Raw genomic sequence first — 24941 nt, 5'->3', positions numbered from 1 at the left:
ATAAAAAACACAAGGGGGAAAATAACGATGAAAGGCAAATCTTCACTAGCATTAAGCATTTTACTGATTCTTTCATTGCTGCTTTCAGCATGTTCCGGAGGCGGTGAAGAAGCATCAGGCAACAGCAGTGAACCAAAAGAGGGAGGTTCATTAATTTATGCCCGGGGTGCTGACGCTATTGGGCTGGACCCAATCAATGTAACAGATGGAGAGTCCATCCGTGTAACAAGCAATATCTTTGAAACCTTGTTTGTATATGACGAAAATCTTGAAGTCCAGCCAGGATTGGCGGAGTCTTACAAAGTCTCTGATGATGGAATGACCTGGACCATTACCCTTAAAAAGGGCATTAAGTTCCAGGATGGAACAGATTTTAATGCAGATGCCGTCGTGTTTAACTTCGACCGGTGGATGGATCCCGAAAACCCCTACCATAAAGGGGATTTTCCATACTATCCGTTCTTATATGGGGGCTTTAAAGGCGATCCAAACCATAAAATCGAGTATGTAAAAGCAGTGGATGAATCCACAGTTGAGTTTAAATTAACTGAAAAGACAGCTCCGTTTATCAGCTACTTAGCTATTCCTATGTTTGGAATTGCCAGTCCGGCCGCGATTGAAAAGCACGGTGACAAGTTTTCTGAAAATCCAGTAGGAACAGGTCCTTTCGTATTTGATAGCTGGAAGCACAATGACAAAATAGTACTGAAGAAAAATGAAAATTATGCAGGTGAAGGGCCATATCTTGATGAGCTGATCTTCAGGGTTATTCCTGAAAATTCTTCACGCCTGACTGCACTTCAAGCTGGTGAAGTGGATATCATCGATGGCTTAAACCCCGATGATGCAACAACTATAGAAGCCGATTCACAGCTTAGTCTTGTAAAGCGCCCAAGCTTTAACATTGGCTATATGGTTCTCAATACGCAAATGGCACCTTTCGATGATGTAAAAGTACGTCAGGCGGTCAATATGGCAATTGATAAACAAGCCATTGTGGATGCTTTCTATAATGGTTATGCAGAGGTAGCAAAAAATCCATTCCCATCTGTGCTGTGGGGTTATAATGACAGCATTGAAGACTACAAATTCAATGTGGAAGAAGCGAAAAAACTATTGGCAGAAGCAGGATATCCAGATGGATTTAAAACCCAGCTTTGGGCAATGAGCAATCCAAGACCATATATGCCGCAGCCAATGAAGGTGGCGGAAGCTATTCAGGCAGACCTGAAGAAAATCGGAATTGAAGCGGAAATCGTTACCTATGAATGGGCAACGTACCTTCAAAAGTCAGGAAACGGGGAACACCCAATGGGATTATACGGCTGGACAGGCGTTATGGCCGATCCGGATAACTTCCTTTTCCCGAACCTGAGTGCAACGAATACTGCTAAACCTGCCAGCAACCGTGCGTTCTATGAAAACGAAGAATTCACGAAGCTTTTGCAGGATGCCCGTGTAACATTTGATCAGGACGAACGTGCAAAGCTTTACGAGCAGGCTCAGGAAATTTTCCACAAGGATGCCCCATGGGTGACTCTTGCACATACAACACCGCCAATCGCAATGGCAGGCTATGTCCAGGGATTCACTGCACACCCAATGGAGGATGATGATTTTACGAAGGTTTACCTGACGAATTAACAGCAAGAAGCCCCTGCAAACGCGGGGGATTTCTTTTCAAATTAAAGGGAGGGTTTCACTGTGTATGAATTATTGAAAGGCCTATGTGATATTGTGGGTCCCAGCGGTTTTGAACAGGATGTTCAAAGATTTATCTTAAATGAAGTGAAGGATTATGTAGATGAATACCACGTCGATCCGGTAGGAAACCTGATTGTGAAAAAGAAAGGGAACAGCGCGGATTTCCCTTCTTTAGTCATTGCAACTCACACCGATGAAATTGGATTTATTGTAAAAAAGATTGAAGACAATGGGTTAATCCGATTTGAAAAACTAGGCGGATTCGATGACCGGATCCTTTTATCATTGCCAATTAAGATCCGTTCTGAAAATGGCACTGTGGATGGAGTGATCGGAACCATTTCAGCCCACTATGTGAAATGGGATGATCCAAAACGCATTTCCAGCCACCGTGATCTTTATATTGATATTGGAGCCCGCACAGCAGAAGAAGCCGCGGAAATGGGAATAAAGGTTGGACAGCCCATCAGCTATGGCACAGAGTTCAAAAAAATAGGAAATAACCGTGTTATTGGCAAAGCCTTGGACGACCGGGCAGGCTGCGCACTACTGATCCGCTTACTTCAAAACATCGGAGGAAATGGGACACAGCATGGCGACATCTACGGAGCATTTACGGTTCAGGAGGAAGTAGGATTGAGAGGGGCTTCCGTTGTATCTGCTGCCGTAGATCCTGACTTTGCGCTGGCACTTGACACAACCCCAACCAGCGACACATTTGATGTCCTAATGACAGGCACGAGAAGCCTTGGCAGCGGACCTTGCATCAAAATTGCTGATAAATCACTGATTGCCCATCCGCTTATCACGCAGCACCTCGAAAAAGTGGCGGCAGAAGGGAATATTCCTTTTCAGCATGAAGTTTTCATGGGAATTGGAACTGATGCCGGAGCCATACATATGACAAATAAAGGCGTCACAACGGGTGTTATCTCAATCCCATCCCGTTATACTCATACTCCTATTGAAGTAGTCGACCTGGATGATATGGAAAACTCCTACAAACTGCTGCACGACTTTGTTGTGACATTGGATCAGCTGAAGGGAAAGACGTTTTTAGATACATAATCATATAAGAGAAGACAGGGGGATCAAGCTCTCTGTCTTTTTTTTATAAAAGCAGTCGTGCGAAACGGCCTATTTGCGGAATTCTCCCCTCTATATGCAGGTTTGGTCATTCTATATGCAGATTCAAGCAATCTATTTGCAAAATGAGCTATTCTATTTGCGGGTTTCCCGTTTCTATTAGTAATGTTCACATTCACGGGAAAGGGGACAGTCAACCTGTCCCCCAAGCAGCGGCCTGGCAGGGATTGATCTTAAAATCAATCAAACGTTTGATTGAACCCGGGAAACCCCTGTAAACACTGCATTCCCGGATGAGACAAACACAAAATAATTTCATAATTTAGTATTTCAACTTGAAATTATAGCGCTTACATAGTATATTGAATACGTATTCAAAAAGTAGAAATTTCAGAAAGTTGGTGAGCGATTGGAGAGAATAGCTGTACTTGGGTGCGGCACGATGGGCTATTCCATTGCGCTTAATGCGGCCTGGGCCGGACTGAGTGTGAAAATGCAAGGCATTAGTGACGCCGACCTGGAACAGGGCTGGACCAATATGCTGAAGAAGCTTGAGGTTATGCTCAATAACGGTATTTTATCCGATTCGGAAGCTGCCCAAATTCAGGAAAATATTAAAATGACCGTATCTGTTGAGGAAGCGGTCACGGATGCTACTTTTGTAATTGAAGCTGTACCGGAAAACATTCAATTAAAGATTGACTTATTTAAGCGTCTTGACGCTCTTTGTGCTCCAGATGTCATTCTGGCCAGCAATACTTCCGGCCTCAGTCCAACGGAGATTGCCTCCGAGACAGCATTTCCGGAACGGACAGTGGTGACGCACTTCTGGAACCCGGCTCATCTGATTCCTCTCGTAGAGGTCGTACGGGGTGAGAAGACTGGCGATGAAGCTGTGGAAAGATCTTTTCAGCTTTTAAAGCAAATGAAGAAAAAGCCGATTGAAGTGAAAAAAGAAATTCCCGGTTTTGTCGGCAATCGCCTTCAATATGCACTCTTCCGCGAAGCCCAGTATCTTCTGGAGGAAGGCATCGCGAGTAAAGAAGATATTGATGATGCAGTTACTTACGGCATTGGACGCAGGCTGCCGGTTTCTGGCCCGCTGATGACGGCCGATATGGGCGGACTGGATGTCTTCTCGGCCATCTCTGATTATCTGTTCCAGCATTTATCCAGTGCTGAGGAATCCCTGCCGATTTTAAAGAAGCTTGTAGAAGAACAGAAGCTCGGCGATAAATCGGGTGAAGGCTACTACAAGTGGGATGAGGATTTTTCCAAACAATACAACCAGAAGAGGGAAGAAGAGCTGATCCGCTTTTTGAAAAAGGATCTGGGAATCCAATTAATCTGATGGAGGAATGGTATGAAGAACTTTCCCGATCTGGAGAATAAATCGGTGCTTGTGACGGGCGGAAGCAAAGGAATCGGAAGGGATATCGCCCTTTCCTTTGCCAAAAACGGAGCGAAGGTTGTAATCGTGGGGAGAAATGAAGAGGCTCTGCAGCAGACAACCGAAGAACTGAGAAAATTCAATCGCAGCAGTTTCTATGTTTCCGCTGATTTAAACAATGTTTCAGAGATTCAAAGAATGACAGAAGCGGCCGCAGATTATATGGGCTCTCTCGATGTGCTGGTCAATAACGCTGGAATTAACCGGGCCAAGCCTGCCATGGAAGTGACGGAAGAGGATTGGGATCTGACGCTTGATACCAATTTGAAAGCGGCTTTCTTCTGCAGCCAGAAAGCAGCCGAATATATGATCCCGAATCAATCCGGCAAAATTGTCAACATTGCTTCCCAGATGGCATTTGTCGGCTATTACAAGCGGGCGGCTTATTGTGCCAGCAAAGGCGGCATGGTACAGCTGACGAAAGCACTTGCGGTGGAATGGGCCTCCCATGGGATTAATGTCAACGCAGTGGCTCCGACCTTTATTGAAACGGAGCTGACTTCAAAAATGTTCGAAGACAAGGAATTCGAAAAGGAAGTCTACAGCAGGATTCCGCTTGGAAAGCTTGCGGATGCAGGTGATGTTTCGGCAGCCACACTATTCCTTTCTTCCAATCTATCAAAGTTTATTACGGGTGATACGATAAAAGTAGATGGCGGATGGACAGCCATTTAATTTTTTACAGATTTTTTGCATACGTATTCAAAAATATATAACTTGGAGTGATATCAAATGGTAACTTTCTTAAAACAGGGGAAAAATGATCAAGAAGTACAGGAAGCAGACGTAAAAGTAAGGGAAGCGGTAAGCGCGGTTCTTAAAAATATTGAAGAGAACGGCGATTCAGAGGTCCGCAAGCTTTCTGAGCAGTTTGATAAATGGTCACCGGAACAATTCAGATTAAGTGATGAGCAAATTCAGGAGATTGTGGCATCTGTACCTGAGCAAACGATCAATGACATTAAATTTGCTCAGGAGCAAATCCGCAATTTTGCCGAGCACCAGAAAGCAGCATTACAGGATATTGAAGTAGAAACATTGCCTGGCGTGTTCCTTGGCCATAAAAACATTCCGGTAAACAGTGTAGGATGCTATATTCCCGGCGGACGCTACCCGATGGTTGCTTCCTCCCACATGAGTGTTTTGACAGCGAAAGTGGCAGGCGTTAAGCGCGTAATTGCATGTACACCTCCGATTAAAGGAGAAATTCCTTCCGCAACCGTAGCCGCGATGCATCTTGCAGGCGCTGACGAGATTTACCTTCTTGGCGGAATCCAGGCGATGGGTGCAATGGCAATCGGAACGGAAACAATCGAGCCGGTTGATATGCTGGTTGGCCCTGGTAATGCATTTGTTGCAGAAGCAAAGCGTCAACTATATGGCAGAGTGGGAATCGACCTGTTTGCAGGACCAACCGAAGTTCTTGTCATTGCGGATGAAACATCCGATGCCGAAATAATTGCAACCGATTTATTAGGACAGGCTGAGCATGGACCTAACTCTCCGGCATGCCTGATTACAACTTCAGAGAAACTGGCGAACGAAACAGTGGCAGAAATTGAACGCCAGCTGGAGACTCTTCCAACAGCAGATGTTGCAGGCGCGGCATGGAAAGATTACGGTTCTATCATTCTTGTTGACAGCCTGGAAGAAGCCGTAGTGGAAGCGGATAAATTGGCTTATGAGCACGTGGAGGTATTAACTGAGGATCCAAACTACTTCCTTGAAAACATGACCAACTATGGAGCGCTTTTCCTTGGGCCGGAAACGAATGTTGCTTACGGGGATAAAGTCATTGGTACAAACCACACGCTTCCTACCAAAAAGGCAGCACGCTACACTGGCGGCCTATGGGTTGGCAAGTTCCTGAAAACATGCACATACCAGAGAACAACGCCTGAAGCAAGTGCAAAAATCGGTGAATATGCATCCCGTCTATGCGACCTTGAAGGCTTTAAAGGACACCAGGCACAAGCTGACCTTCGTGTGAAGCGATATGGCAGCCTCGTGAAGTAAGCAAAATCTGTTATAATTTCTCTGTCTAGATTCAGGCAGGAGGAACATGCGTTGAAAAATAAAAAAGTGACAGCCATGGATGTCGCTCGGCTGGCAGGCGTTTCGCAATCGAGCGTGTCCAGGGCTTTTAGTGAAAATTCAAGTATCTCATCAAAAAAGAAAAAGCTTATTCTGGAGGCTGCTGAACAGCTGGGATATCAGCCGAATGCCATTGCCCGCGGCCTGATCACGAATCAGTCCCGCATCATTGGGATTGTCATGCGGAATATCCAGAACCCTTTTTATCCGGAAATCCTCGATAAGTTTTACAGCAGGCTGGCTGAAAAAGGGTACAAGGTAATGTTTATCAACTCCCAGAATAACGAAATCCAAGAGGATGAAGTGAGCCATTTAATAGAGTACAGCGTGGAGGGAGCCATCATCACAGATGCGCTTTTGACCTCTTCGACTGTACAGAAGTTTACCCGCAATGGCATCTCGGTCGTCCTGTTTAACCGATATGTGAACGATTCCTTAAGCAGTGCTGTTGTGTGCGATAACTTTGCTGCCGGTAAAAGGATAGGGCACTACTTGATAGAAAAAGGACATGAAAATCTCGCCTTTATCTCCGGACCGATGAATACATCAACAACAGTGGATCGGAAAAATGGGTTCCAGGAAGCTTTGAAGGAACACGGCATTTCTTCCTTTTTAACCGAAAATGGCCTTTATTCGTATGAAGGAGGATTTGCAGCAGCGGAAAAGCTGCTGGAGCAGGATAAAAAGATAGATGCCATCTTCTGTGCAAATGATATATCCGCTTTTGGCGCAATGGATTATCTGAAGAAACAGGGTATCAGAATCCCTGAGGATATTTCGGTCATAGGCTTTGACAATGTGGCTATGTCGGATTGGTCATCCTATGAATTAACCACCTGGCATCAGCCGGTCGATGAAATGGTCGATTATTCGATTAACCTTCTTTTAGAGCACATTAACGGGGATATGGACACCCCTGAAATTCAAAGAATAGAAGGGCATTTGGTGGAAAGAGGATCGGTAGCGGACAGAAGGTGATGGAGAGAAGGCAGGGGTTTTAGTAAAACCAATTTTACATCTTTGAAGTTCGATAAGTGTCTAGCTCCAGGCGCCATCGGCTCGAGGTCATAAGCCAATCCGTCCAAAAGGTTAAAGAACAACCTTTCAGCCGGCTTGTCTTATGCTTGTAGCCGAAAGCGGGCGCCTTGCGCTTTTCTGATAGGAGGATCTTATGCTAAGTATGATTGGATTGCTTGGGGGGATTGGGCTTCTCATCTATTTAACGATGAGAGGGATGAACCTGCTGCTTGCTGCCCCTCTTGCTGCATTTATTGTTGCAATATTCAGTGGATTACCGATTTTTCCTCAGCTGGCAGGCGAGGGTGAAGTCAATTTTCTAACCAACTATATGAACGGGTTTGCCGGGTTTATTACATCCTGGTATTTGATGTTCTTATTCGGTGCCATTTTTGGAAAACTAATGGAGGATAGCGGAGCAGCAGATAGTGTTTCCAAATGGATTATCGACAAGATTGGCATGAAACGGGCAGCGTTGGCTGTTGTCATTGCCTGTGCGGTCTTAACCTATGGCGGTGTAAGTCTGTTTGTTGTTGCATTTTCCGTCTATCCAATGGCCTTGAGCCTATTTAAGGAAGCCAACCTGCCAAGAAGGTTCATACCGGCAGCTCTTGCCTTCGGTTCGACTACATTTACCATGACATCAGCGGGTTCACCGGAAATCCAGAACTGGATTCCGATTGAATTCCTGGGAACTTCCCCGTATGCTGCCTGGGAAGTCAGCTTTATTGTTGCTGTCTTTATGATGGCATTTGGATACTGGTGGCTGAAGAAAATGATTAACAAGGCGATCCGCAATGGAGAAAAATTTGAGGCAAGAGAAACGGATTCTGCGTTGATCCGCGAAAACCTGCCAAGCCCGATGTTAAGTATGATTCCGCTCTTGGTCGTCCTTGTGATTTCATTTATCTTCCATGATTCATTGGCACAGTCAGCCCTTATTATCGCGTTATTGAGCGGCTGCTTTGCAACCTATTTTCTTAACCGCAAGTATTTTACAAATGTATGGGGAGCCGTGTCTGAAGGAACGATTGGCGCATTGATTGCCATTGCCAATACATCTGCGGTTGTAGGCTTTGGCGGTGTGGCTAAAGCAACACCTGCCTTTGCAAGTGCAGTTGATGCCATGACAAGCATTCCGGGAAGCCCATTAATCGGCGGAGCTCTGGCTGTTGCTGTCATTGCCGGACTGACCGGCTCTGCTTCAGGTGGCCAATCCATCGCACTGCCGCTGCTTGCCCCGCATTATCTGGATATGGGTGTCAATGCAAGTGAACTCCATCGTGTTGTGGCGATATCATCCGGATCGATTGATTCCTTGCCGCATGGCGGCTACGTTGTGACAACCATCCGTGCCATCTGCGGTGAATCGCATAAGGATGCCTATCCGGCATTTGGTGCATTGACAGTAATTATTCCGATACTTGGTGTGATTTTAGCGGTCATTTTATTTTCGATTTTCTAAATGGCTTTAGCGGAAAGACAGAGGGGTTTAGTCTCTCTGTCTTTCTTTTTATAAAAAGCCGCTGTGTGCAGTGGTTTATTTGCCAGAATCCCACCTTTATTTGCAGCATTGGCCATTGATTTGCAGGTTCTAACAGTTTATTTGCAAATTAACAACTTTATTTGCAGGTTACCCGCTTTTATTTGCAAAGTTCACAATCGGCAACACAGAAAGCTACGCTCCTGCGCAGTTCGCAATTGACCTAACCCCTTTATTTTTTCTAATAATGATATAATTTAGAAAATTACGATAGAAGGAGGAATCCTTTGTGCCGCAATTACATATTGATGAGCTTCTCTATGTGAAAAACTGGATGACACCCAGCCCTTTTTGTATTCAGCCGGGGCAAACACTGGGTGAAGCTGCAAAAATGATGGTGGATCTTCATCTGGAAAGCCTGCCAGTATTGGATGAGCAGAATGGGTTAGTCGGTATGATTACATCAAGAAAGCTGCTTAACTACTTTGCCCAGGGCAACTCAGGGGACACTTTGATTGGCAGTATCCCCAAATCGAATCTGGCTGCTGTCCGGCCAGATGATTTGATCCTTGATATTTTGTCGCTTCCATATGATCAGCTTCCTGTCATAGGTGAAAATGGCAAATTGCTTGGAATCCTGACAACCAGGGATATGCTTGACGGGCTTTCCAAATACCTGCATAACCTGAGGCAAAAGCAAAATTCAGATGGTGCTCTTGGAGCAATTTTGGAAAGTGCCTATGAGGGGATAGCCGTTGTTGATCAAAACGGCATCCTGCAGGAATTCAATGAAGCATACAGCCGTTTTACCGGAGTTAACCGGGAGGATGCGATTGGCAGGCATGTGACAGAAGTAATCGATAACACCCATCTTCATGAGACGGTAAAGACCGGAATAGCCGAACGCGGGGTTCTCCAGAACATCCAGGGGCATGACATGGTGGTGCACCGGATTCCGCTCAGGAAAGAAGGCAAGATTGTCGGGGCGATAGGAATGCTGATTTTTGAAGGGGTCTCGGAGGTTTATAAAATCTATGAAAGACTGCAGGAAAATCAAACGGCTAAGCCAGATCTTTTCACAAAGAAAAAGGAAAGCGATAGCCGGATTACAATTGATCAGATCATTGGGACAAGCGAAGGCATTGCAGATGTAAAGCGGCTGGCACGGAAGGCGGCAAGGACTGCGGCAACTGTTCTGATTACGGGTGAGAGCGGGACGGGTAAAGAGATGTTCGCAAAAAGCATCCACCATCTCAGCCCCTTTTCGACCGGGCCGTTCATCAGTGTAAACTGCGGGGCCATTCCAGAGCACTTATTCGAATCTGAACTGTTCGGCTATGAAGAAGGTGCATTTACCGGCGCGAAAAAGGGAGGCAAGCCCGGAAAATTCGAACTGGCAGACAACGGTACTATTTTTCTCGATGAAATCGGGGAGATGCCGCTTGTCATGCAGACCAAACTCCTGCGGGTTCTGCAGGAAAAAGAAGCCGAACGTGTCGGCGGGGTGAAGAAGTATCGGATCAATGTCAGAGTAGTCGCAGCGACAAACCGTGACCTTATGCAAATGATCGAAACAGGGGAGTTCCGGGAGGATCTATACTACCGGCTGAACATTATCCAGCTTCACATCCCGCCGCTGCGTGAACGGAAAAAGGATATCCCCGTCCTGCTGATCCATTATCTGAGAGAGATTTGTGAGAGGTATCAGGTACCGGGGAAAATCTTCACCTCTGAAGCGGTGAATGCATTTGTACGGCATCCATGGAGGGGAAATATTCGCGAGATGGTCAATACCGTGGAGCAGCTGGTTACCCTGGTGGATGGGAAGATTATTGACTATCACCATTTGCCGGAGATGTTGAAAAGGCCTGAACCTTCCACTAAAAAAGGGAAAGCTTCCTCATTAGCTGTCGGATCCATAGAGGAAGCCAGGTTTCTGGGAAATCAAAGAGAATCGGAATTAATTCTTGATGCTTTAAGAAAGGCAGGCGGGAATAAATCGAAGGCTGCTGATTTACTGGGAATACATCGGACGACCCTCTACCAAAAGCTGAAGAAGCATGGAATAACGTGAATGTAGTGTAGTGGTTTCGCTACAAAATATCTACAGTTGTAGTGTAGCAGCTACACTTTGGCAGAAATAGAACACTGACTTTACTGGGTTTCATAGTTGGCACACTCCTTGCAAGTATAGTAGTAACGAAGCAAAAGGGGTGGAATGTTCAATGGAGAAACCAGCAGTTTTCCGTGTGCCGGAAGCGATCTTTTATGGAAGGGGATCTTCCGAAAAAGTTGGTGCTGAAGCGGCGCTTAGAGGGAAAAAGGCATTAATAATCAGTGACAAAATAATGGATCAGCTCGGTTATGTAAGCGAATGCAGAACTCTTCTTCAGGAAGCCGGAGTAAATAGCGAGGTATACCTTGGGGTAACCTCTGAACCAACTGATGAGTATGTAGTAGAAGCATTGACGCTTTTTCAAAAAGAGCAATGCGACATGGTCATCTCAGTAGGAGGCGGCAGCTGTATTGATACGGCGAAAGCCATCGCCGTTCTCGCAACGAATGGCGGCTATATCGGCGATTATATGGGAGGAAGGAAACTGGCTAAGAATGCGCCTGTACCTCACATTGCCATTCCGACGACAGCCGGGACAGGCTCAGAGGCAACTGATGTAACAGTCATTACGAACTCATCCAATGATGTAAAAATGATGATTAAGCAGCCTGCCTTCATGCCGAGTGTAGCAATTGTGGATCCTTTGCTCACGATATCCTCACCGAAGAATGTTACATCTGCAACAGGGGTGGATGCATTAAGCCATGCCATTGAAGCATATCTGTCTAAAAAAGCACATCCAATGACCGATACGATAGCGGTATCAGCTATGAAACTGATCGTGGAAAATATTTTAACCGCTTACAATGAGGGGGAAAACGTCGATGCCCGTGAGGCGATGAGCCTTGGTTCTCTCCAGGCTGGAATGGCGTTCTCAAACGCATCCGTATGCCTTGTGCACGGAATGAGCCGTCCCATTGGAGCTTTATTCCATGTACCGCATGGAATCTCGAATGCCATGCTCTTGCCGGCCGTATTGGAATTCAGCCAGGAAGCATGTATTGATCGCTTAGCAGATATCGGACGAATTTTTCAGCCTGATAATGAAAGCCTTACCAGAGAAGAAGCAGCTGAAATCGCTGTTCAATCTGTTAAGGATTTGTGTTTGAAATTAAATATTCCTAACTTAAGAGGATGGGGAATTGACGAAGAAGCGTTTAAGGCTGCGATAAGTAAAATGGCAACTGATGCGATTGACAGCGGCAGCCCTGGCAACAATCCAAGAGTCCCGACTCAGAGCGAGCTGGAAGAGCTATACCATGTTTGCTATGAATATCAGTTTTCCTCTGAAACAGAAAAAGTGTAACAGGGGGACAATCAGATGCTTGGAATGCTGGGCTTAATCGCTTCACTGATTCTATTAATGTATTTAACAATGAAAGGCGTAAATATAATTATTGCCGCCATCATCAGCGCCGTTGTGGTTGCTCTTTCAGGAGGACTTAATCTTGAGACTGCCCTGACAGAGCATTATATGACAGGCTTTACAAATTATTTTTACTCATGGTTTCTAATCTTCCTGCTTGGGGCAGTTTTCGGAAAAATTATGCAGGTAACCAAGGCGGCTGACAGTATTGCGAATTGGGTTAAGGATACACTGGGCCCATCGAGAGCTGTATTTGCTGTCGTGGCCGCAGCAGCGATTATGACATATGGCGGCGTCAGCTTGTTTGTCGTAGGCTTCGCAGTGTACCCAATCGCTGTCTCCTTATTTAAAGTGGCCAATCTGCCGCATCGCTTTATCCCGGCTGCTTTGGTGTTCGGGTCGATTTCGTATACGATGACAGCACCGGGCTCGCCGGAAATCCAAAACCTGATTCCAACTGAGTTTTTCGGAACAAAGCCGACTGCAGGTGGAATCATTGGAGTGTTAATGGCATTAATCATAATGGTAACAGGCGGTATATTACTAAGCCGGATGGTGAAAAAAGCGGTTCAAAATGGAGAGGTATTTTCTTTGCCGAATCAGCAGTCCGGTGCTCCAAATGAGTCGGCGGCTGCTCTGGAAACGGAGCTGTCCCTGCAAAGGCCTGATGCTGCCCCTGCAGGGAAGGACTTCCCGAATGTATTGATGGCGATATTGCCGCTGGCTTCCGTTATTGCCATTTTAAACACAGCAGCCAACTTTACTTCGTCAACGGCGGCCGCTTTAATTTCCCTGACGAGCGGGATCATTTTGGCATGTGTATTGATGATTAAATATCTGGTTGGATTTTGGGAGGCTTTGGCAAAAGGTGCCCAGGATGCTTTAGTCGCTGCGGCTAATACGTGTGCGGTTGTGGGCTTCGGAAGTGTTGCCGCCCAGGTTGCTGCCTTTGATACATTCGTCGATGCTCTGGTCAATATTCCTGGACCTCCCTTAATGGGACTGGCGATAGCCGTTACGCTGATTTGCGGGATTACAGGCTCGGCTTCAGGCGGTTTGGGGATTGCCCTTCCGATTCTGGCGCCTATGTATATGGCCCAAGGCCTCGATCCTGGGGCGATGCACAGGATTTCAGCACTTGCTTCGGGCGGTCTGGATTCACTTCCGCATAATGGCTATGTCGTTACGACGATCCGGGCAATATGCGGGGAAACCCATAAGCGTTCCTACTGGCCAATTTTTATCCTGAGTGCAGCAATGCCAACGGCTGTGTTATTCCTGGCTGTGATCTTATATTCAATTTTTTAAAATAATAGACTTCTAATTTTGAAAGGGGATTTTACTTATGACAGCGACAACAACAAAGGTATTAAAGAACTTTATCAATGGCGAATGGGTGGATGCAAACACGGATAAATTCGAATTGGTGCCAAACCCGGCAACGGGCGAGGAGCTTGCACGCACTCCGATCTCAACCCGCGAAGATGTCGATAAAGCTGTTCAGGCTGCCAAAGAAGCGTTTAAAACCTGGAGCAAAACGCCGGTTCCAAAAAGAGCTAGAATTCTATTTAAATATCAGCAGCTTTTAGTAGATAACTGGGACGAGCTGGCAAAGCTGATTACACAGGAAAATGGCAAAAACTATAAAGAAGCATACGGTGAGGTTCAGCGCGGAATTGAATGTGTGGAATTTGCTGCAGGCGCGCCATCTCTTATGATGGGTAAGCAGCTTCCTGACATTGCAACGAATATAGAATCGGGCATGTACCGCTACCCGGTTGGGGTCATCGGCGGCATCACGCCTTTCAACTTCCCGATGATGGTACCTTGCTGGATGTTCCCGCTTGCGATTGCGTGCGGAAACACATTCGTCTTAAAGCCGTCAGAGAGAACGCCAATCCTGGCTAACCGCCTGGCAGAGCTGTTCACAGAAGCAGGTCTGCCGGCAGGGGTATTCAATATCGTCCATGGTGCGCATGATGTGGTGAACAGCCTGATCGACCATAAGGATGTACCGGCTATTTCTTTCGTTGGCTCCCAGCCTGTTGCCGAGTATATATACAAGTCAGCAACAGCGAACGGCAAACGCGTACAGGCGCTTGCTGGTGCGAAAAATCACTCTATCGTTATGCCTGATGCAGACCTTGATGGAGCTGTTAAAGAAATAATTGCTGCTGCTTACGGGTCAGCAGGTGAAAGGTGCATGGCCTGCTCTGTAGTAGTAGCTGTGGATTCTGTTGCCGACGAGCTGGTAGCGAAATTGAATGAGCAAGCGGGCCAGCTGACAATCGGAAACGGGCTGGACGAAGAAGTTTTCTTAGGGCCAGTCATTCGCCAGGAAAACAAGGAGCGTACAAGCGGTTATATTGAAATTGGCGAAAAAGAAGGAGCAACCCTTGTCCGCGATGGCCGCAAAGACGAAGCATATCACGAAAATGGCTATTTCATTGGACCAACTATCTTTGACAATGTAAACCCATCCATGAAAATCTGGAAAGAAGAAATTTTCGCACCAGTTTTATCCATCGTACGTGTGAAGAGCCTGGAAGAAGCAATCGAGCTCACCAACAAATCCGACTTTGGTAATGGCGCCTGCCTGTTTACTCAAAATGGAAGCAGCGTCCGCTACTTCAGAGAAAACATTGAAGTAGGCATGCTCGGCGTCAACATCGGCGTACCGGCTCCAATGGCCTTCTTCCCATTCTCCGGCTGGAAGAATTCGTTCTATGGAGACCTTCACGCCAACGGAACAGATGGTGTGGAATTCTATACGAGGAGAAAGATGCTGACTGCACGCTGGTAAAAATAAGAGAGATGAGGCACCTGCAATGAAATGCAGGTGCCTCTTTTTGTTAATCACATAGACCCATATATTTTAAAAAAAGAGTGCAAAAGGTCACAAAATTTCACGTTTTCTGTCGATATAATAAAGGAGTATAAATGAGATGGGGAGATCAATGATGTTCGGAAAAGGAAAGTTGAAGCGGCTGGAGGAAGAAAAGAGGGAATTGGAATCAAGCATTCAGGCTGCTGAAGAAGAATTTCAGCGCAGGGAAAAGTATTATCAGACACTGATTCATTCTTTTAATGAAGATTTGACGAATACGGTAAGCCAGCATGAGATTGTTAATGGACAGCATTACATGCTGGGAGATTTGGTTTTGAAAATTAAAGACGGTTTTGAAAACGTAAAAAGACATAGTGAAGCTACTTTTACAAACAGCCTCACTTTATCTGATAAGGGGGAAAATCTGATCCAGTCTGCAAAAGAGATGGTAAAAAGCTCGGAGGAAGGCCGTGGATCCGTGAGCAAGTCTGAACAGCTTATTAAGCAGCTGGGTGAGCAATTAGAAGTGAATTCACAGAAGATGGAGGCGCTGAGCAAAAGGTCAAAAGAAATTGAGATGATTGTTCAGGTCATAAAAGATATCGCGGAACAAACAAATCTCCTGGCTTTGAATGCATCCATCGAAGCGGCACGCGCAGGCGAGCAGGGCAAAGGATTTGCTGTCGTTGCGGATGAGGTCCGGAAACTGGCTGAAAGTACAGCGACGAGTACGGCTAATATTAGTTCCCTGACGAAAAATATTCAGGACGATATTGAAGCAACACTGAACTCCACAGTCGCAAGCACCGAATTAATTAAAGATGGCATGTCCCTCAGCGGTCAAACTACCAGCAAAATTGATTCGATCACAAGCCTTATCCATACGGTTGAAACAGAAGTCAGTGAAGTGATAGAAATGATAAACGCTCAGAAGGGATATTCCCAGGAGGTGGCCGATGAGATTTCGGAAACGAAGTCTGTTTTTGATCAAGTGAACGAGCTGATCCAGAGGCATATTGACGATGCAAGGGTAGTTGACGAGAAGCTCGAAGGTGCCATCTCGCAGGTTAAGGCGGTAAATTACTAACTTTTCAAAAGGGGTCAATTATGAAAAAGAAAAAACAGAAAGAAAAAGGGTCGCTGTTTTCATTTACTATTAGAAAGAAATTATTGCTCTCATTTATTATTATTCTATTAATTCCATCCACCTCAATTGGATACATTTCCTATCAGAAGGCTCAAGACGAAATAACAGGCCAGATTGAAATGAGTGCGGATGACAATGTAAAAATCCTTGACCAATTTATCATGGATTTTATTAAAACAAAAATGGAAGATACGAATTACTTTTCAAAGCGGATACAGAAGAATTTTTATACTGCGGAAGAATTAGACGAGACGAATAAAGCCTTTAGTCAATATAAAGAGCTGAATCCGGAGGCAGTTGCCATTTATGCAGGCTCTGAAAATGGAGATTTAGTTATTTATCCGCGTGCAGATTTGCCGGCTGACTTTGATGCAACCACACGCCCATGGTACCAGGGTGCCATGGAGGCAAAGGGAAAAGCCTTCATCACGGAGCCATATGTTGATGCTGTAAGCGGAAATATCCTAATCACAGTAGCCCAAAAGCTCGGCGACAGCTCCGGTGTTATCGGGATTGACTTAAGTCTCTCTGCTCTAAGTGAACTATCCAATAACATTAAGATTGGGAAAGAAGGCTATCCCGCTATCTTAAGTGCGGAGGGAAGCTTTTTAGTGCACCCGCAGGAGAAGCCAGGCACAGAGGCAGAGGGAAGCTGGCTGCCGGAAGTCCTGGAAAAGGAAAAAGGGCAGGTAGAATACACTCTTGATGGCGAAAAGAAAGAAATGCACTTTACCACCAATGGGCTGACAGGCATGAAGGTGCTTGGCACAATGAATCTGGAAGAAGTAACATCAGCCGTACAGCCTATCTTAATGTCGACGATTATATTCATCGCCATTTTCGTACTTATTGGTGCACTTATTTCTTATTTTATTGTCCGTTCGATTACCCGTCCGCTCAATCAGCTGATCGCTGCAACTGATAAAGTCAGCGAGGGAGACCTGACTCAGAAATTTGAGGTTAAAAATAACGATGAAATCAGCAAACTGGGCATCAGCTTCAATAAGATGGTCGCCTCCCTTCAGCAATTAATCAACCAGGTAGGTGAAAAAGCGGTTCACCTTGCTTCATCATCGGAGCAGCTGACGGCAAGCTCCGAACAGAATAACATGGCAACAGAGCAGGTGGCCAACTCCATCCAGGAAGTAGCAACAGCTACTGAGCAGCAGACGGAGAAGGTGAAAGAAAGCACTTCTGTCGTAAAAGAGATGTCCGGCCGCATTCAGAGAATTATGCTCAACACAAATGTCGTTGCCCAAACAGCTAATGAAACAAATGAAGTGGTTGTAAAAGGAAATGAAGCGATCGACCTTTCAACAAACCAGATGAAAAATATTAATCTAACAGTCTCTGAACTAGGTTCAATTGTTCATACATTAGGGAAGCGATCAGAGGAAATTGGCCAGATTGTCAATGTCATTTCTGAAATTGCCGATCAGACGAATCTGCTCGCACTGAACGCAGCGATTGAAGCAGCAAGGGCAGGTGAGCACGGGAGAGGCTTCGCCGTTGTAGCTGATGAAGTCCGCAAGCTGGCGGAACAATCATCCAAATCGACGGAAAGCATCCGCGAACTGATCTCAACGATTCAAACGGACACAAGCAAGGCCATCACTTCAATGGAAAAAGGAACAGCGGAAGTGGAAAAAGGAATTGACCTGGTTAACAATGCAGGAGATGCCTTCAGCCACATCCAGCAATTTGCCGACACCGTTTCGGGCCAGATCGCGGAAGTTTCCTCATCCATCAAGGACATGGCCGAAGGTGCCGACCAGGTGGTGGAACTCGTAAGCGCAATCGAAGAAATTGCTGCTGTCACCACAGCTGAAAGCCAGGACGTATCCGCTGCTACAGAAGAGCAGCTGGCGTCCATGGAAGAAATTGCGGCATCTGCTGCTTCGCTTTCGGGGATGGCGGAGGAGCTGCTGGATTCTATTAAGAAGTTTAAAGTGAATTAAATTAAAGGACCCGCCGGTTTGGCGGGTCTGTTTTTATGTGGCGGCAGGTTCAGAATGTGAACCCTGCAAAAAGAGCACGGAAACATACAAATAGATGCTTAACCCTGCAAATTGGGCTGGAAATTCTGCAAATAGAATAGGTAATTTACAAATAGTTAGCTGGATTCTGCAAATAGGTAAACTGCATAAGAACGGGAAACGGCTCGCTTAGTTGATTTGCAAATAGAACCGGGGATTCTGCAAATAAACCGGAGTATGCTGCAAATAGCAGGATGAATTCTGCAAATAGAACGGGAAAAGTACAAATACCAGGCTACTACCTGCAAATAGACGAGCAGCAATTGATCGGGGATCAGTCTAGGATGATCAAATTGCAAATAGAATCTTAGATTTTGGAAAAAGAACTGGGAGCTCGCAAATAAATTCAGGCTTCTTGCAAATAGATATATTCCTCCCAAATTAAAAAAAGCTGCAAAAGCGTATCCAGCGCTTTCGCAGCTCCGTTTAAGGAAAATAGATATCAAGACGATTTTTATCTCTCCGCATAATATAGTAATTTTGAAAATCCTCGCCTATCAATATATTACGATACTTCTTCGAGTTGATGGTTACGATCCGCTTTCTGTTTTTGATAAAATATATCGTCCCCTCGTGGACGTAAATCTCATTAAAGCTGATACCATCCCGATCAATAAGCCCCTCTTCATAATAATAATTCAAGATGACATGCCTGTTCTTATAATCACACAAAATCGTCAGGTCCCTCACTTGTTTTTCCATACCCTCAAAACATACCCCCCGCATCCGCATTGATCGATAAATTGAGTGTCTGCTTTATTTCCGAAGTATATGAGCAGTGCTTCAGTTAGATAGTTATCGGGATTACCTAACTCAGCTGGTGTGACTATATTGACATAATATCCCTTTAGCTGTCTGGCTTACTGCCGCCATCGCATCGTTGATCAGAAGTTCCAAATCACTAGCGTAATTACCATGCTCAAGTGAAATAGACCAGTTCTGTTCCATATTAGCACCTCAATTCAGCCTGATTATAAAATAATTGATTAGAAATATTTGTGCAGTTAATCACTATTCAGGGGATTTTTGATAAATTCGGTGTCTTTTATTTCTTTTAAAAGAAAGGTTCATTCTGGAGAGTAATCTTGAAGCCGTATAGGGGGAGGATATATGGGTAAATGAGCGGAATTCCCAGTTGGTAATTGACGGCTTAATAAGCCGGAAGTAGTCTTGGATAGCCGCTTCATGTGCCAGAGGGGAGGAAAACATACACATTGGGCAGTGCCATTTCCCCCAATGGAAAATCATCGGAAGGGAAGTGCATTTAGGACAGCTAACACCAGTGAGAACTTCCTCAGCTGAGACATTGAAGTGCTCGAGAATCTCGGATGGTGAAGGATTATGTTTTTTTAACAAAGTTCGGCACAGCTTCCGTATCTCTTTAGGGTCAGTTTTTTCTTGAGGGTACTTATTTTCAATCTCATTAATTCTGTATAAAAGATGATGGGAGTGTAGAACTTTGTTAGATATACTCAGTGGATCTTTATCGGTTTTAATTATGGTGGAAGGATGGCTGATCACAACTAAGAATTCTACAGGAATCCCGGGAAATCCATTAAAATTGAGCCACGTTCTAAACTGATTCGTCTGATGTCGGGCTTGTGAAATGGGGTCGTGAAACCCTTCCTCTTTGTCATTGTGAATGCGGAGGAGCTGCTGAAAATGAGGGTCGAAAATCAAAGTTCCTGTCCAATTTTTAACTTCTAAAATGAGAGCGAAGTTCGTAGTTATCAGCAATGCATCGATCTGGAAGAAGTGTGTTCCGCTTGATAGCCGCAGGTTATGAAAAATCCAATATTTTTTAGGATCTAGAAAGCTTAAGTAATAAAATAATCTTTCTTCTCCCTTAAAGCCAGCGCTTCTCATTTTATAATCTGAGGTCATTTTTTCTCGCGCGGGATGCTGTTCGGGCGTTCTTCTTAACAACGCTTCAAGCTGTAGGTTAATTTCGGGGACTTTCAGGCTTTTAATAATCAAGTATGTCTCTCCTTTCTATGATAATAAGTTATTTTCGATAGTAATCTTAATTTATTTTTTTATACTGGAGTTTATTTGCAGGTTTTTGTGCTCTATTTGCATATTATCCAACTCTATATGCAAGTATTAGACAATGGCTGTTTCCCGAATATTTTATTAGCAGAAAGTAGGCTGCTATATGCAAATTCCCATTTTTATTTGCAGAAAGTAGGCTGCTGTTTGCAAAACGACCCTTGCTATTTGCAGCTTTCCCACTTAATTTGCACAGTCCACATGTCCCACCCTCAGAACATACCCTCCACATCCACTTTATTTCCGAAGTGCCATCTGTTAAGTAGTCATCTGGATTTTCCAGCTTACCCGGTGTGACAATATTGACATAGTATCCCTTTGCCGTCTGGCTGACAGCTTCCATAGCATCATTGATCAGCAGCCCTAGGTTATTTACATACTCACCATGCTCCAGGGAAACAGACCAGTTCTTTTCCATGATGGCACCTCTCTTCAGCTATATTTTACAATACATGGAAAATGAATGATGTGAGTTGAATCACATGGGCATAAAAAAAGAACAGCCGCATCCGCAGCTGCCCATAATAAATTATTCATTTTGACCATAGCTGATCAAGTTTGTAAAAATGCGGTAGCCTCCCGGGACCTGGCCTTGAATCTGGCGATAGAATACCAGGTTGGTATAAAGGTAGGTGCCTTCTCCGTAATCGGCCATGAGAATGCCGCCATCAAATGGCTCCTCGTTCGGATCCCCCATGCGCACGAAGGTTTCAAAGCGGTCATCCCACTGCATTGGATAGTATAATCCTCTTTCCTGTATCCAGTTGGCCCAGTCGTCTTCAGTAATGTTATTTGGATAGTTGAAGAGCGGCGATTCAGGCTGCAGAACGGTAACAGGTGCATTTTCATCGGTTACCCTCCACCTGATGGATGGGTTTCCGATAGTCAGCGGGTATGGGGCAGTGTCTTCCGTCACCCAGCCATCGTTCGGCTTATGGTATTGGACCACCATATGCCCGCCATTTGCGACGTATTCCTTTAAACGCTCATTATTTGCTGTTAAGTCTTCACGTGACAGGTAGGCACGGATACCAACCACGATTGTATCGTATTGGCTTAAGTCCCCTGAAGAAAGATCGGTCTCAGTAAGCTTCGTCACATCAAGTCCTGCATTGGACAAGTAATCTGCCACTTTATCAAAACCGCTTTCAATGTAGCCGACCTTTAGGCCTTCTGGTGCCAGCAATTCAAAGGCGACCCCATTGACCTGGGCTGGATACAGGTAATAAAATGTTCCGATATGGTCATATTGAATTTCCTGAACTGTTGAATCAAAGGTCTTTCCATTTACGGCTGCCTCGGCGGATAGTTTAAAGTCACCTTCTTGAATATCCGCAGGCGGGCTCAGTGTAAAGGTGACCTCTTTTTCCTCCAATGAGGCTTCGAAGTTAACTTCAGCCTTTTCCGGGCTTACTGACCATCCTTCCGGAACATTTAAGGATACGGAAGCCTGTGCAGCTCCTTCACGGTAATTTTTTACTTTTACATTTACAGGCACTTCTTCCTGAACGTCAGCGGTATTTATAACCAGATCTTCAGGAGAAAGGGTAAGGCCAACGTCCGGCAGAACGGCAATGGTGCCATTCAGTTCAGAGACAGTCACTGTCTTTGCGCCGGCTGATTCATAGCTGACCTTTGCCTGTATGGCAGGGGTTTCGTATGCGTGATAATACGCTGCATCAGCTGGAACTTGGACCTTAAAAGTAACTTCAGCCGTTTTACCGGGTGCAAGGTCAGCAGCCTTGGACTTATTAGAAACCTTCCAGCCCTCAGGAGTGATCAGTTCAACATAAGCTTTCTTCAGCTTCTGACTGCCATTGTTCGTTAAGGTAATAGTAACAGCCGTTTTCTGTCCTTTTGTCAGGATATTGGTCTCCGCCTGTGCGTTAATCTCAAGGTCGGAGGATACCAGGCTCACGTTCAGCAGCTGTTCTTTTTTAACTTCAAGCTTATGAAGAAGATCAGACTTCAGCTGGGAATCAAGCTTGGATTTCTCCGTTTTCTTTACTAAACGTTCTGCTTCTTTTAATGCTTGCTGCGTTTTGCTGAATACCTGGCTATGGCTGGGATAGCTGGAGATAATTCTATCCAGGCTTTTCTGGAATTTTGTAAAGTGCACCTGCAATGCTTTTTCTTTCTTAGGAAACGTTTTTGCCCATTCGTTAAAATCATATGGGATACCGGCAAAAAGATCATTGCTGCTATTTGTTTCAACCGCACTATCTACTAACTCCAGATGCGTTTGTCTTGGCGCGACAGGGATGTCATTGCCCATTCCCTGGCTTTTGTGCATATAGCGTGATTCCTCGCCGATTTGCGGATAGGACATGCCGTAGATAGGATCAAGCATGCCTATTTCAATTGATGTATCTGCTGTATCTTTACTGTCTGCCGGCAAATAGAACTTCTTTGTCTGCCAGACGGATAATCCCTCTTTTAATTGTTCAGGGTAAATGTTAGGATCTGCGGCATCTTTGAAGGCTTCCTGGCTGAGAATGGTCATTGTGCGGTGGTGTCCGTGCTGGGTATCCGAGTCTCTGAAGGATGGCATGACAATATCTGGCTGGTAAGTACGAATAAAACGGATTAATCTTTCATAAGTAAGGTCCTTGCCCCAGTGGCTTAAGGTTTCATCCTTTGTTTTGGAAAAGCCGAAATCATAGATGGTATCAGAGGTTGTTTCACTCAAATGGTAGGCTTTAACTCCGGTGATCTTTGCTGCTTCAATCATTTCCCGGGAGCGGATAATTCCAAGGCCGTTCCCAAGCTCCTGCCCGATTTCATTCTGGCCGCCCTCGCCGCGGTTGGCAATCAGGCTTGAGGTTTTAACACCAAGTCCTCTTGATAAGTAAGCAAGAAAGTCACTGCGCTCATCGTCAGGATGTGCTCCTGTATTCAAAAAGCTGACTGTTGTGTCCAGCGGCTTCACTGCACTCCATAGGTCGGGGTCATGCTCTTCTGACTGGGCACTTCCGCTGAGAGGCAGAAGGGAGAGAATTAACGCTAAGGACAAAAAATAAATAAAGATTTTTTTCAATTTGTGTAACCCCTTTCAAAATGGTTTAACAGCGCTACTCTTACACTCCTTTCATCATGGGTCTAAAGCAGGTTAGTTAAACATCCTAACTAACTACCTGCAGCTACCCGCCTAATAAATTTCATAATAGGGTAAATTTGCTAATAATTCAATATTCTAAAAATTAATTTAATTAAAATCCTCCTTTAGTCATATAAATAATCGCAATTATCATAAAATTAAAAATGATGGGTTGTAAACGATTACCAGGTAGGTTATATTGAAGTTAATTAGTAATATTTACTAACCAAATCAATTAAGGCCGTGATGTGATGAATTTTAATGGGACACCGATGCAAATGAAATCAATCAATAAAAAGAGAGTACTTCAATGGATTCAGGAAAATTCACCGACTTCAAGGGCCGAGATTGCTGCGAAGATTTCCATAAGCAAGCCGACTGTTTCTTTACTGGTAGATGAATTGATAGGGGAAAAGTGGGTGTATGAAAAGGGGATAGGCGAATCGTCTTCACAAGGCGGAAGGAGACCGATACATCTTTATTTCAATGAAAAAGCGGCTTATGTAATCGGAACAGATATCGGCGGCACGAAAGTAAAGACAGTCATTAGCGATCTCGGAGGCAACATCGTCCATTCCAGCAGTTTTTCAACCTGTCAATTTTTAGAATCTGGACTTTTAAAACAAATCGCCAAAGAAGTGCAGTCCATGCTGGAGGAATGCCAAATCTCCCTGGATCAGGTGCTTGGAATGGGAGCGGGGGTTCCGGGGATTACACAAACATCCAGCGGAGTCGTCTTGGAAGCACCAAGCCTCAACTGGATTCGATACCCGTTCTTAGCGGAAGCCAACAAATACTTCTCTTTCCCGGTTCATGTGGACAATGATGTGAATGTTGGAGCACTTGGGGAGCAATGGCTCGGAAATGCAAAAAATAAACAGAATGTTCTGTTTATGGCGGTCGGAACAGGTGTTGGAAGCGGAATTATTATCAATAATCAGCTGTACCGCGGGTATGCAAATGCTGCTGGCGAGATGGGCTATATGGTGACGGATAAAACAGACATGAAAAAAGACTTTAAGCCAATCTTTCACCGCTACGGTTATTTGGAAAGCGTCGCCGGCGGAAAATCAATCGGAAAAAAACTGACGGAAGTCATTCAGCAGGATCCGGACCACCCTGCCTACTCTCAGGCAATAAAGGGAGAACTGCCGGGGGAAATGGCCTTTGCGCTTGCGAAAAAAGGCGACAAATTAGCCATTACGGTCATTGAAGAAGCCATTGAACATCTGGCCTATGGAATCATTAATGCCGCGAGCTTATTGAATCCTGAAGTCATTATTTTAGGAGGTGGTGTTCTAAAATCATCTGATTACATTTTGCCTAAATTGGACAGGATCGTGAATCACTATCTTCCAAGTTCAGTAGAATTAAAGATTTCAAGATTAGGTGATAATGCGGGAGTCCTGGGTGCTGTTTCACTCTTTTTGCGGGAGCATGATAGTATTATCAAATTTTCTTAAACGAGG

20 protein-coding genes are annotated in these 24941 nt (G+C 45.0%); 14 read left to right on the top strand and 6 right to left on the bottom strand.

Going from position 1 to position 24941, the window contains the following annotated elements:
- Window positions 1–27 precede the first annotated feature (27 nt).
- The 13 genes from NR125_RS17450 (at window position 28) to NR125_RS17390 (ending at window position 18248) form a co-directional block, all read left to right on the top strand.
- On the top strand, window positions 28–1644 hold the full coding sequence (locus NR125_RS17450; protein WP_009332124.1) for an ABC transporter substrate-binding protein: 1617 nt from the start codon (window positions 28–30) through the stop codon (window positions 1642–1644).
- Window positions 1645–1704: 60 nt separating this feature from the next.
- Window positions 1705–2772, top strand: coding sequence for a M42 family metallopeptidase (locus NR125_RS17445; RefSeq protein ID WP_256815830.1), 1068 nt, complete (start codon window positions 1705–1707; stop codon window positions 2770–2772).
- Between the two features lie 427 nt (window positions 2773–3199).
- Window positions 3200–4141, top strand: coding sequence for a 3-hydroxyacyl-CoA dehydrogenase family protein (locus NR125_RS17440; RefSeq protein ID WP_256815829.1), 942 nt, complete (start codon window positions 3200–3202; stop codon window positions 4139–4141).
- Window positions 4142–4153: 12 nt separating this feature from the next.
- Window positions 4154–4915 (top strand): SDR family NAD(P)-dependent oxidoreductase, encoded by a 762-nt coding sequence (locus tag NR125_RS17435; protein WP_071156308.1) that lies wholly within the window; start codon window positions 4154–4156, stop codon window positions 4913–4915.
- Window positions 4916–4972: 57 nt separating this feature from the next.
- Window positions 4973–6256: a histidinol dehydrogenase gene (hisD, locus tag NR125_RS17430; protein ID WP_071156306.1), complete on the top strand. Its 1284-nt coding sequence runs from the start codon at window positions 4973–4975 to the stop codon at window positions 6254–6256.
- A 51-nt stretch (window positions 6257–6307) separates the two neighbouring features.
- A complete protein-coding gene (locus tag NR125_RS17425; protein ID WP_192907932.1) occupies window positions 6308–7312 on the top strand; it encodes a LacI family DNA-binding transcriptional regulator in 1005 nt (334 codons plus the stop codon).
- 193 nt (window positions 7313–7505) lie between these two features.
- Window positions 7506–8816, top strand: a complete 1311-nt coding sequence (locus NR125_RS17420) for a GntP family permease (RefSeq protein WP_217026472.1) — start codon at window positions 7506–7508, stop codon at window positions 8814–8816.
- A gap of 307 nt (window positions 8817–9123) precedes the next feature.
- Window positions 9124–10908: a sigma-54-dependent Fis family transcriptional regulator gene (locus NR125_RS17415; protein WP_019380715.1), complete on the top strand. Its 1785-nt coding sequence runs from the start codon at window positions 9124–9126 to the stop codon at window positions 10906–10908.
- 151 nt (window positions 10909–11059) lie between these two features.
- On the top strand, window positions 11060–12256 hold the full coding sequence (locus tag NR125_RS17410) for an iron-containing alcohol dehydrogenase (protein ID WP_256815827.1): 1197 nt from the start codon (window positions 11060–11062) through the stop codon (window positions 12254–12256).
- 15 nt (window positions 12257–12271) lie between these two features.
- Window positions 12272–13624: a GntP family permease gene (locus tag NR125_RS17405; protein WP_256815826.1), complete on the top strand. Its 1353-nt coding sequence runs from the start codon at window positions 12272–12274 to the stop codon at window positions 13622–13624.
- Between the two features lie 37 nt (window positions 13625–13661).
- Entirely contained in the window at window positions 13662–15119 is a 1458-nt protein-coding gene (locus tag NR125_RS17400) for a CoA-acylating methylmalonate-semialdehyde dehydrogenase (RefSeq protein WP_071156298.1), read from the top strand.
- Window positions 15120–15261: 142 nt separating this feature from the next.
- Window positions 15262–16230, top strand: coding sequence for a methyl-accepting chemotaxis protein (locus NR125_RS17395; protein WP_285838757.1), 969 nt, complete (start codon window positions 15262–15264; stop codon window positions 16228–16230).
- Between the two features lie 20 nt (window positions 16231–16250).
- Window positions 16251–18248: a methyl-accepting chemotaxis protein gene (locus NR125_RS17390; RefSeq protein WP_071156295.1), complete on the top strand. Its 1998-nt coding sequence runs from the start codon at window positions 16251–16253 to the stop codon at window positions 18246–18248.
- A 504-nt stretch (window positions 18249–18752) separates the two neighbouring features.
- Here the strand turns inward: NR125_RS17390 and NR125_RS17385 are convergent.
- From NR125_RS17385 to NR125_RS17365, 6 genes are all read right to left on the bottom strand, one after another.
- Window positions 18753–19028 carry a hypothetical protein gene (locus NR125_RS17385; protein WP_019380720.1) on the bottom strand — a complete coding sequence of 92 codons (276 nt, stop codon included), beginning with the start codon at window positions 19026–19028 and terminating at the stop codon, window positions 18753–18755.
- A complete protein-coding gene (locus NR125_RS30235; protein WP_483863889.1) occupies window positions 19013–19156 on the bottom strand; it encodes a hypothetical protein in 144 nt (47 codons plus the stop codon). The genes NR125_RS17385 and NR125_RS30235 overlap by 16 nt, the downstream gene beginning before the upstream one ends.
- Complete coding sequence (locus NR125_RS30230) at window positions 19140–19274, bottom strand: hypothetical protein (protein ID WP_483863888.1); 135 nt, start codon at window positions 19272–19274, stop codon at window positions 19140–19142. The genes NR125_RS30235 and NR125_RS30230 overlap by 17 nt, the downstream gene beginning before the upstream one ends.
- A gap of 63 nt (window positions 19275–19337) precedes the next feature.
- On the bottom strand, window positions 19338–20303 hold the full coding sequence (locus tag NR125_RS17375; protein WP_256815825.1) for a nuclease-related domain-containing protein: 966 nt from the start codon (window positions 20301–20303) through the stop codon (window positions 19338–19340).
- A gap of 103 nt (window positions 20304–20406) precedes the next feature.
- Window positions 20407–20793, bottom strand: coding sequence for a hypothetical protein (locus tag NR125_RS17370; protein ID WP_256815824.1), 387 nt, complete (start codon window positions 20791–20793; stop codon window positions 20407–20409).
- A 111-nt stretch (window positions 20794–20904) separates the two neighbouring features.
- Window positions 20905–23412, bottom strand: a complete 2508-nt coding sequence (locus NR125_RS17365) for an NEW3 domain-containing protein (RefSeq protein ID WP_256815823.1) — start codon at window positions 23410–23412, stop codon at window positions 20905–20907.
- A 311-nt stretch (window positions 23413–23723) separates the two neighbouring features.
- Here NR125_RS17365 and NR125_RS17360 point away from each other — a divergent pair, with 311 nt between their 5' ends.
- Window positions 23724–24935: an ROK family transcriptional regulator gene (locus tag NR125_RS17360; protein ID WP_232292475.1), complete on the top strand. Its 1212-nt coding sequence runs from the start codon at window positions 23724–23726 to the stop codon at window positions 24933–24935.
- Window positions 24936–24941: the final 6 nt, after the last annotated feature.

Origin of the sequence: Cytobacillus sp. Bac17 (assembly GCF_024519925.1) — a bacterium.
Taxonomy (GTDB): Bacteria; Bacillota; Bacilli; order Bacillales; family Cytobacillaceae; genus Cytobacillus; species Cytobacillus pseudoceanisediminis.
Note: the sequence above shows the minus strand (reverse complement) of the source record. Positions and strands in the feature narration are given on the sequence as shown.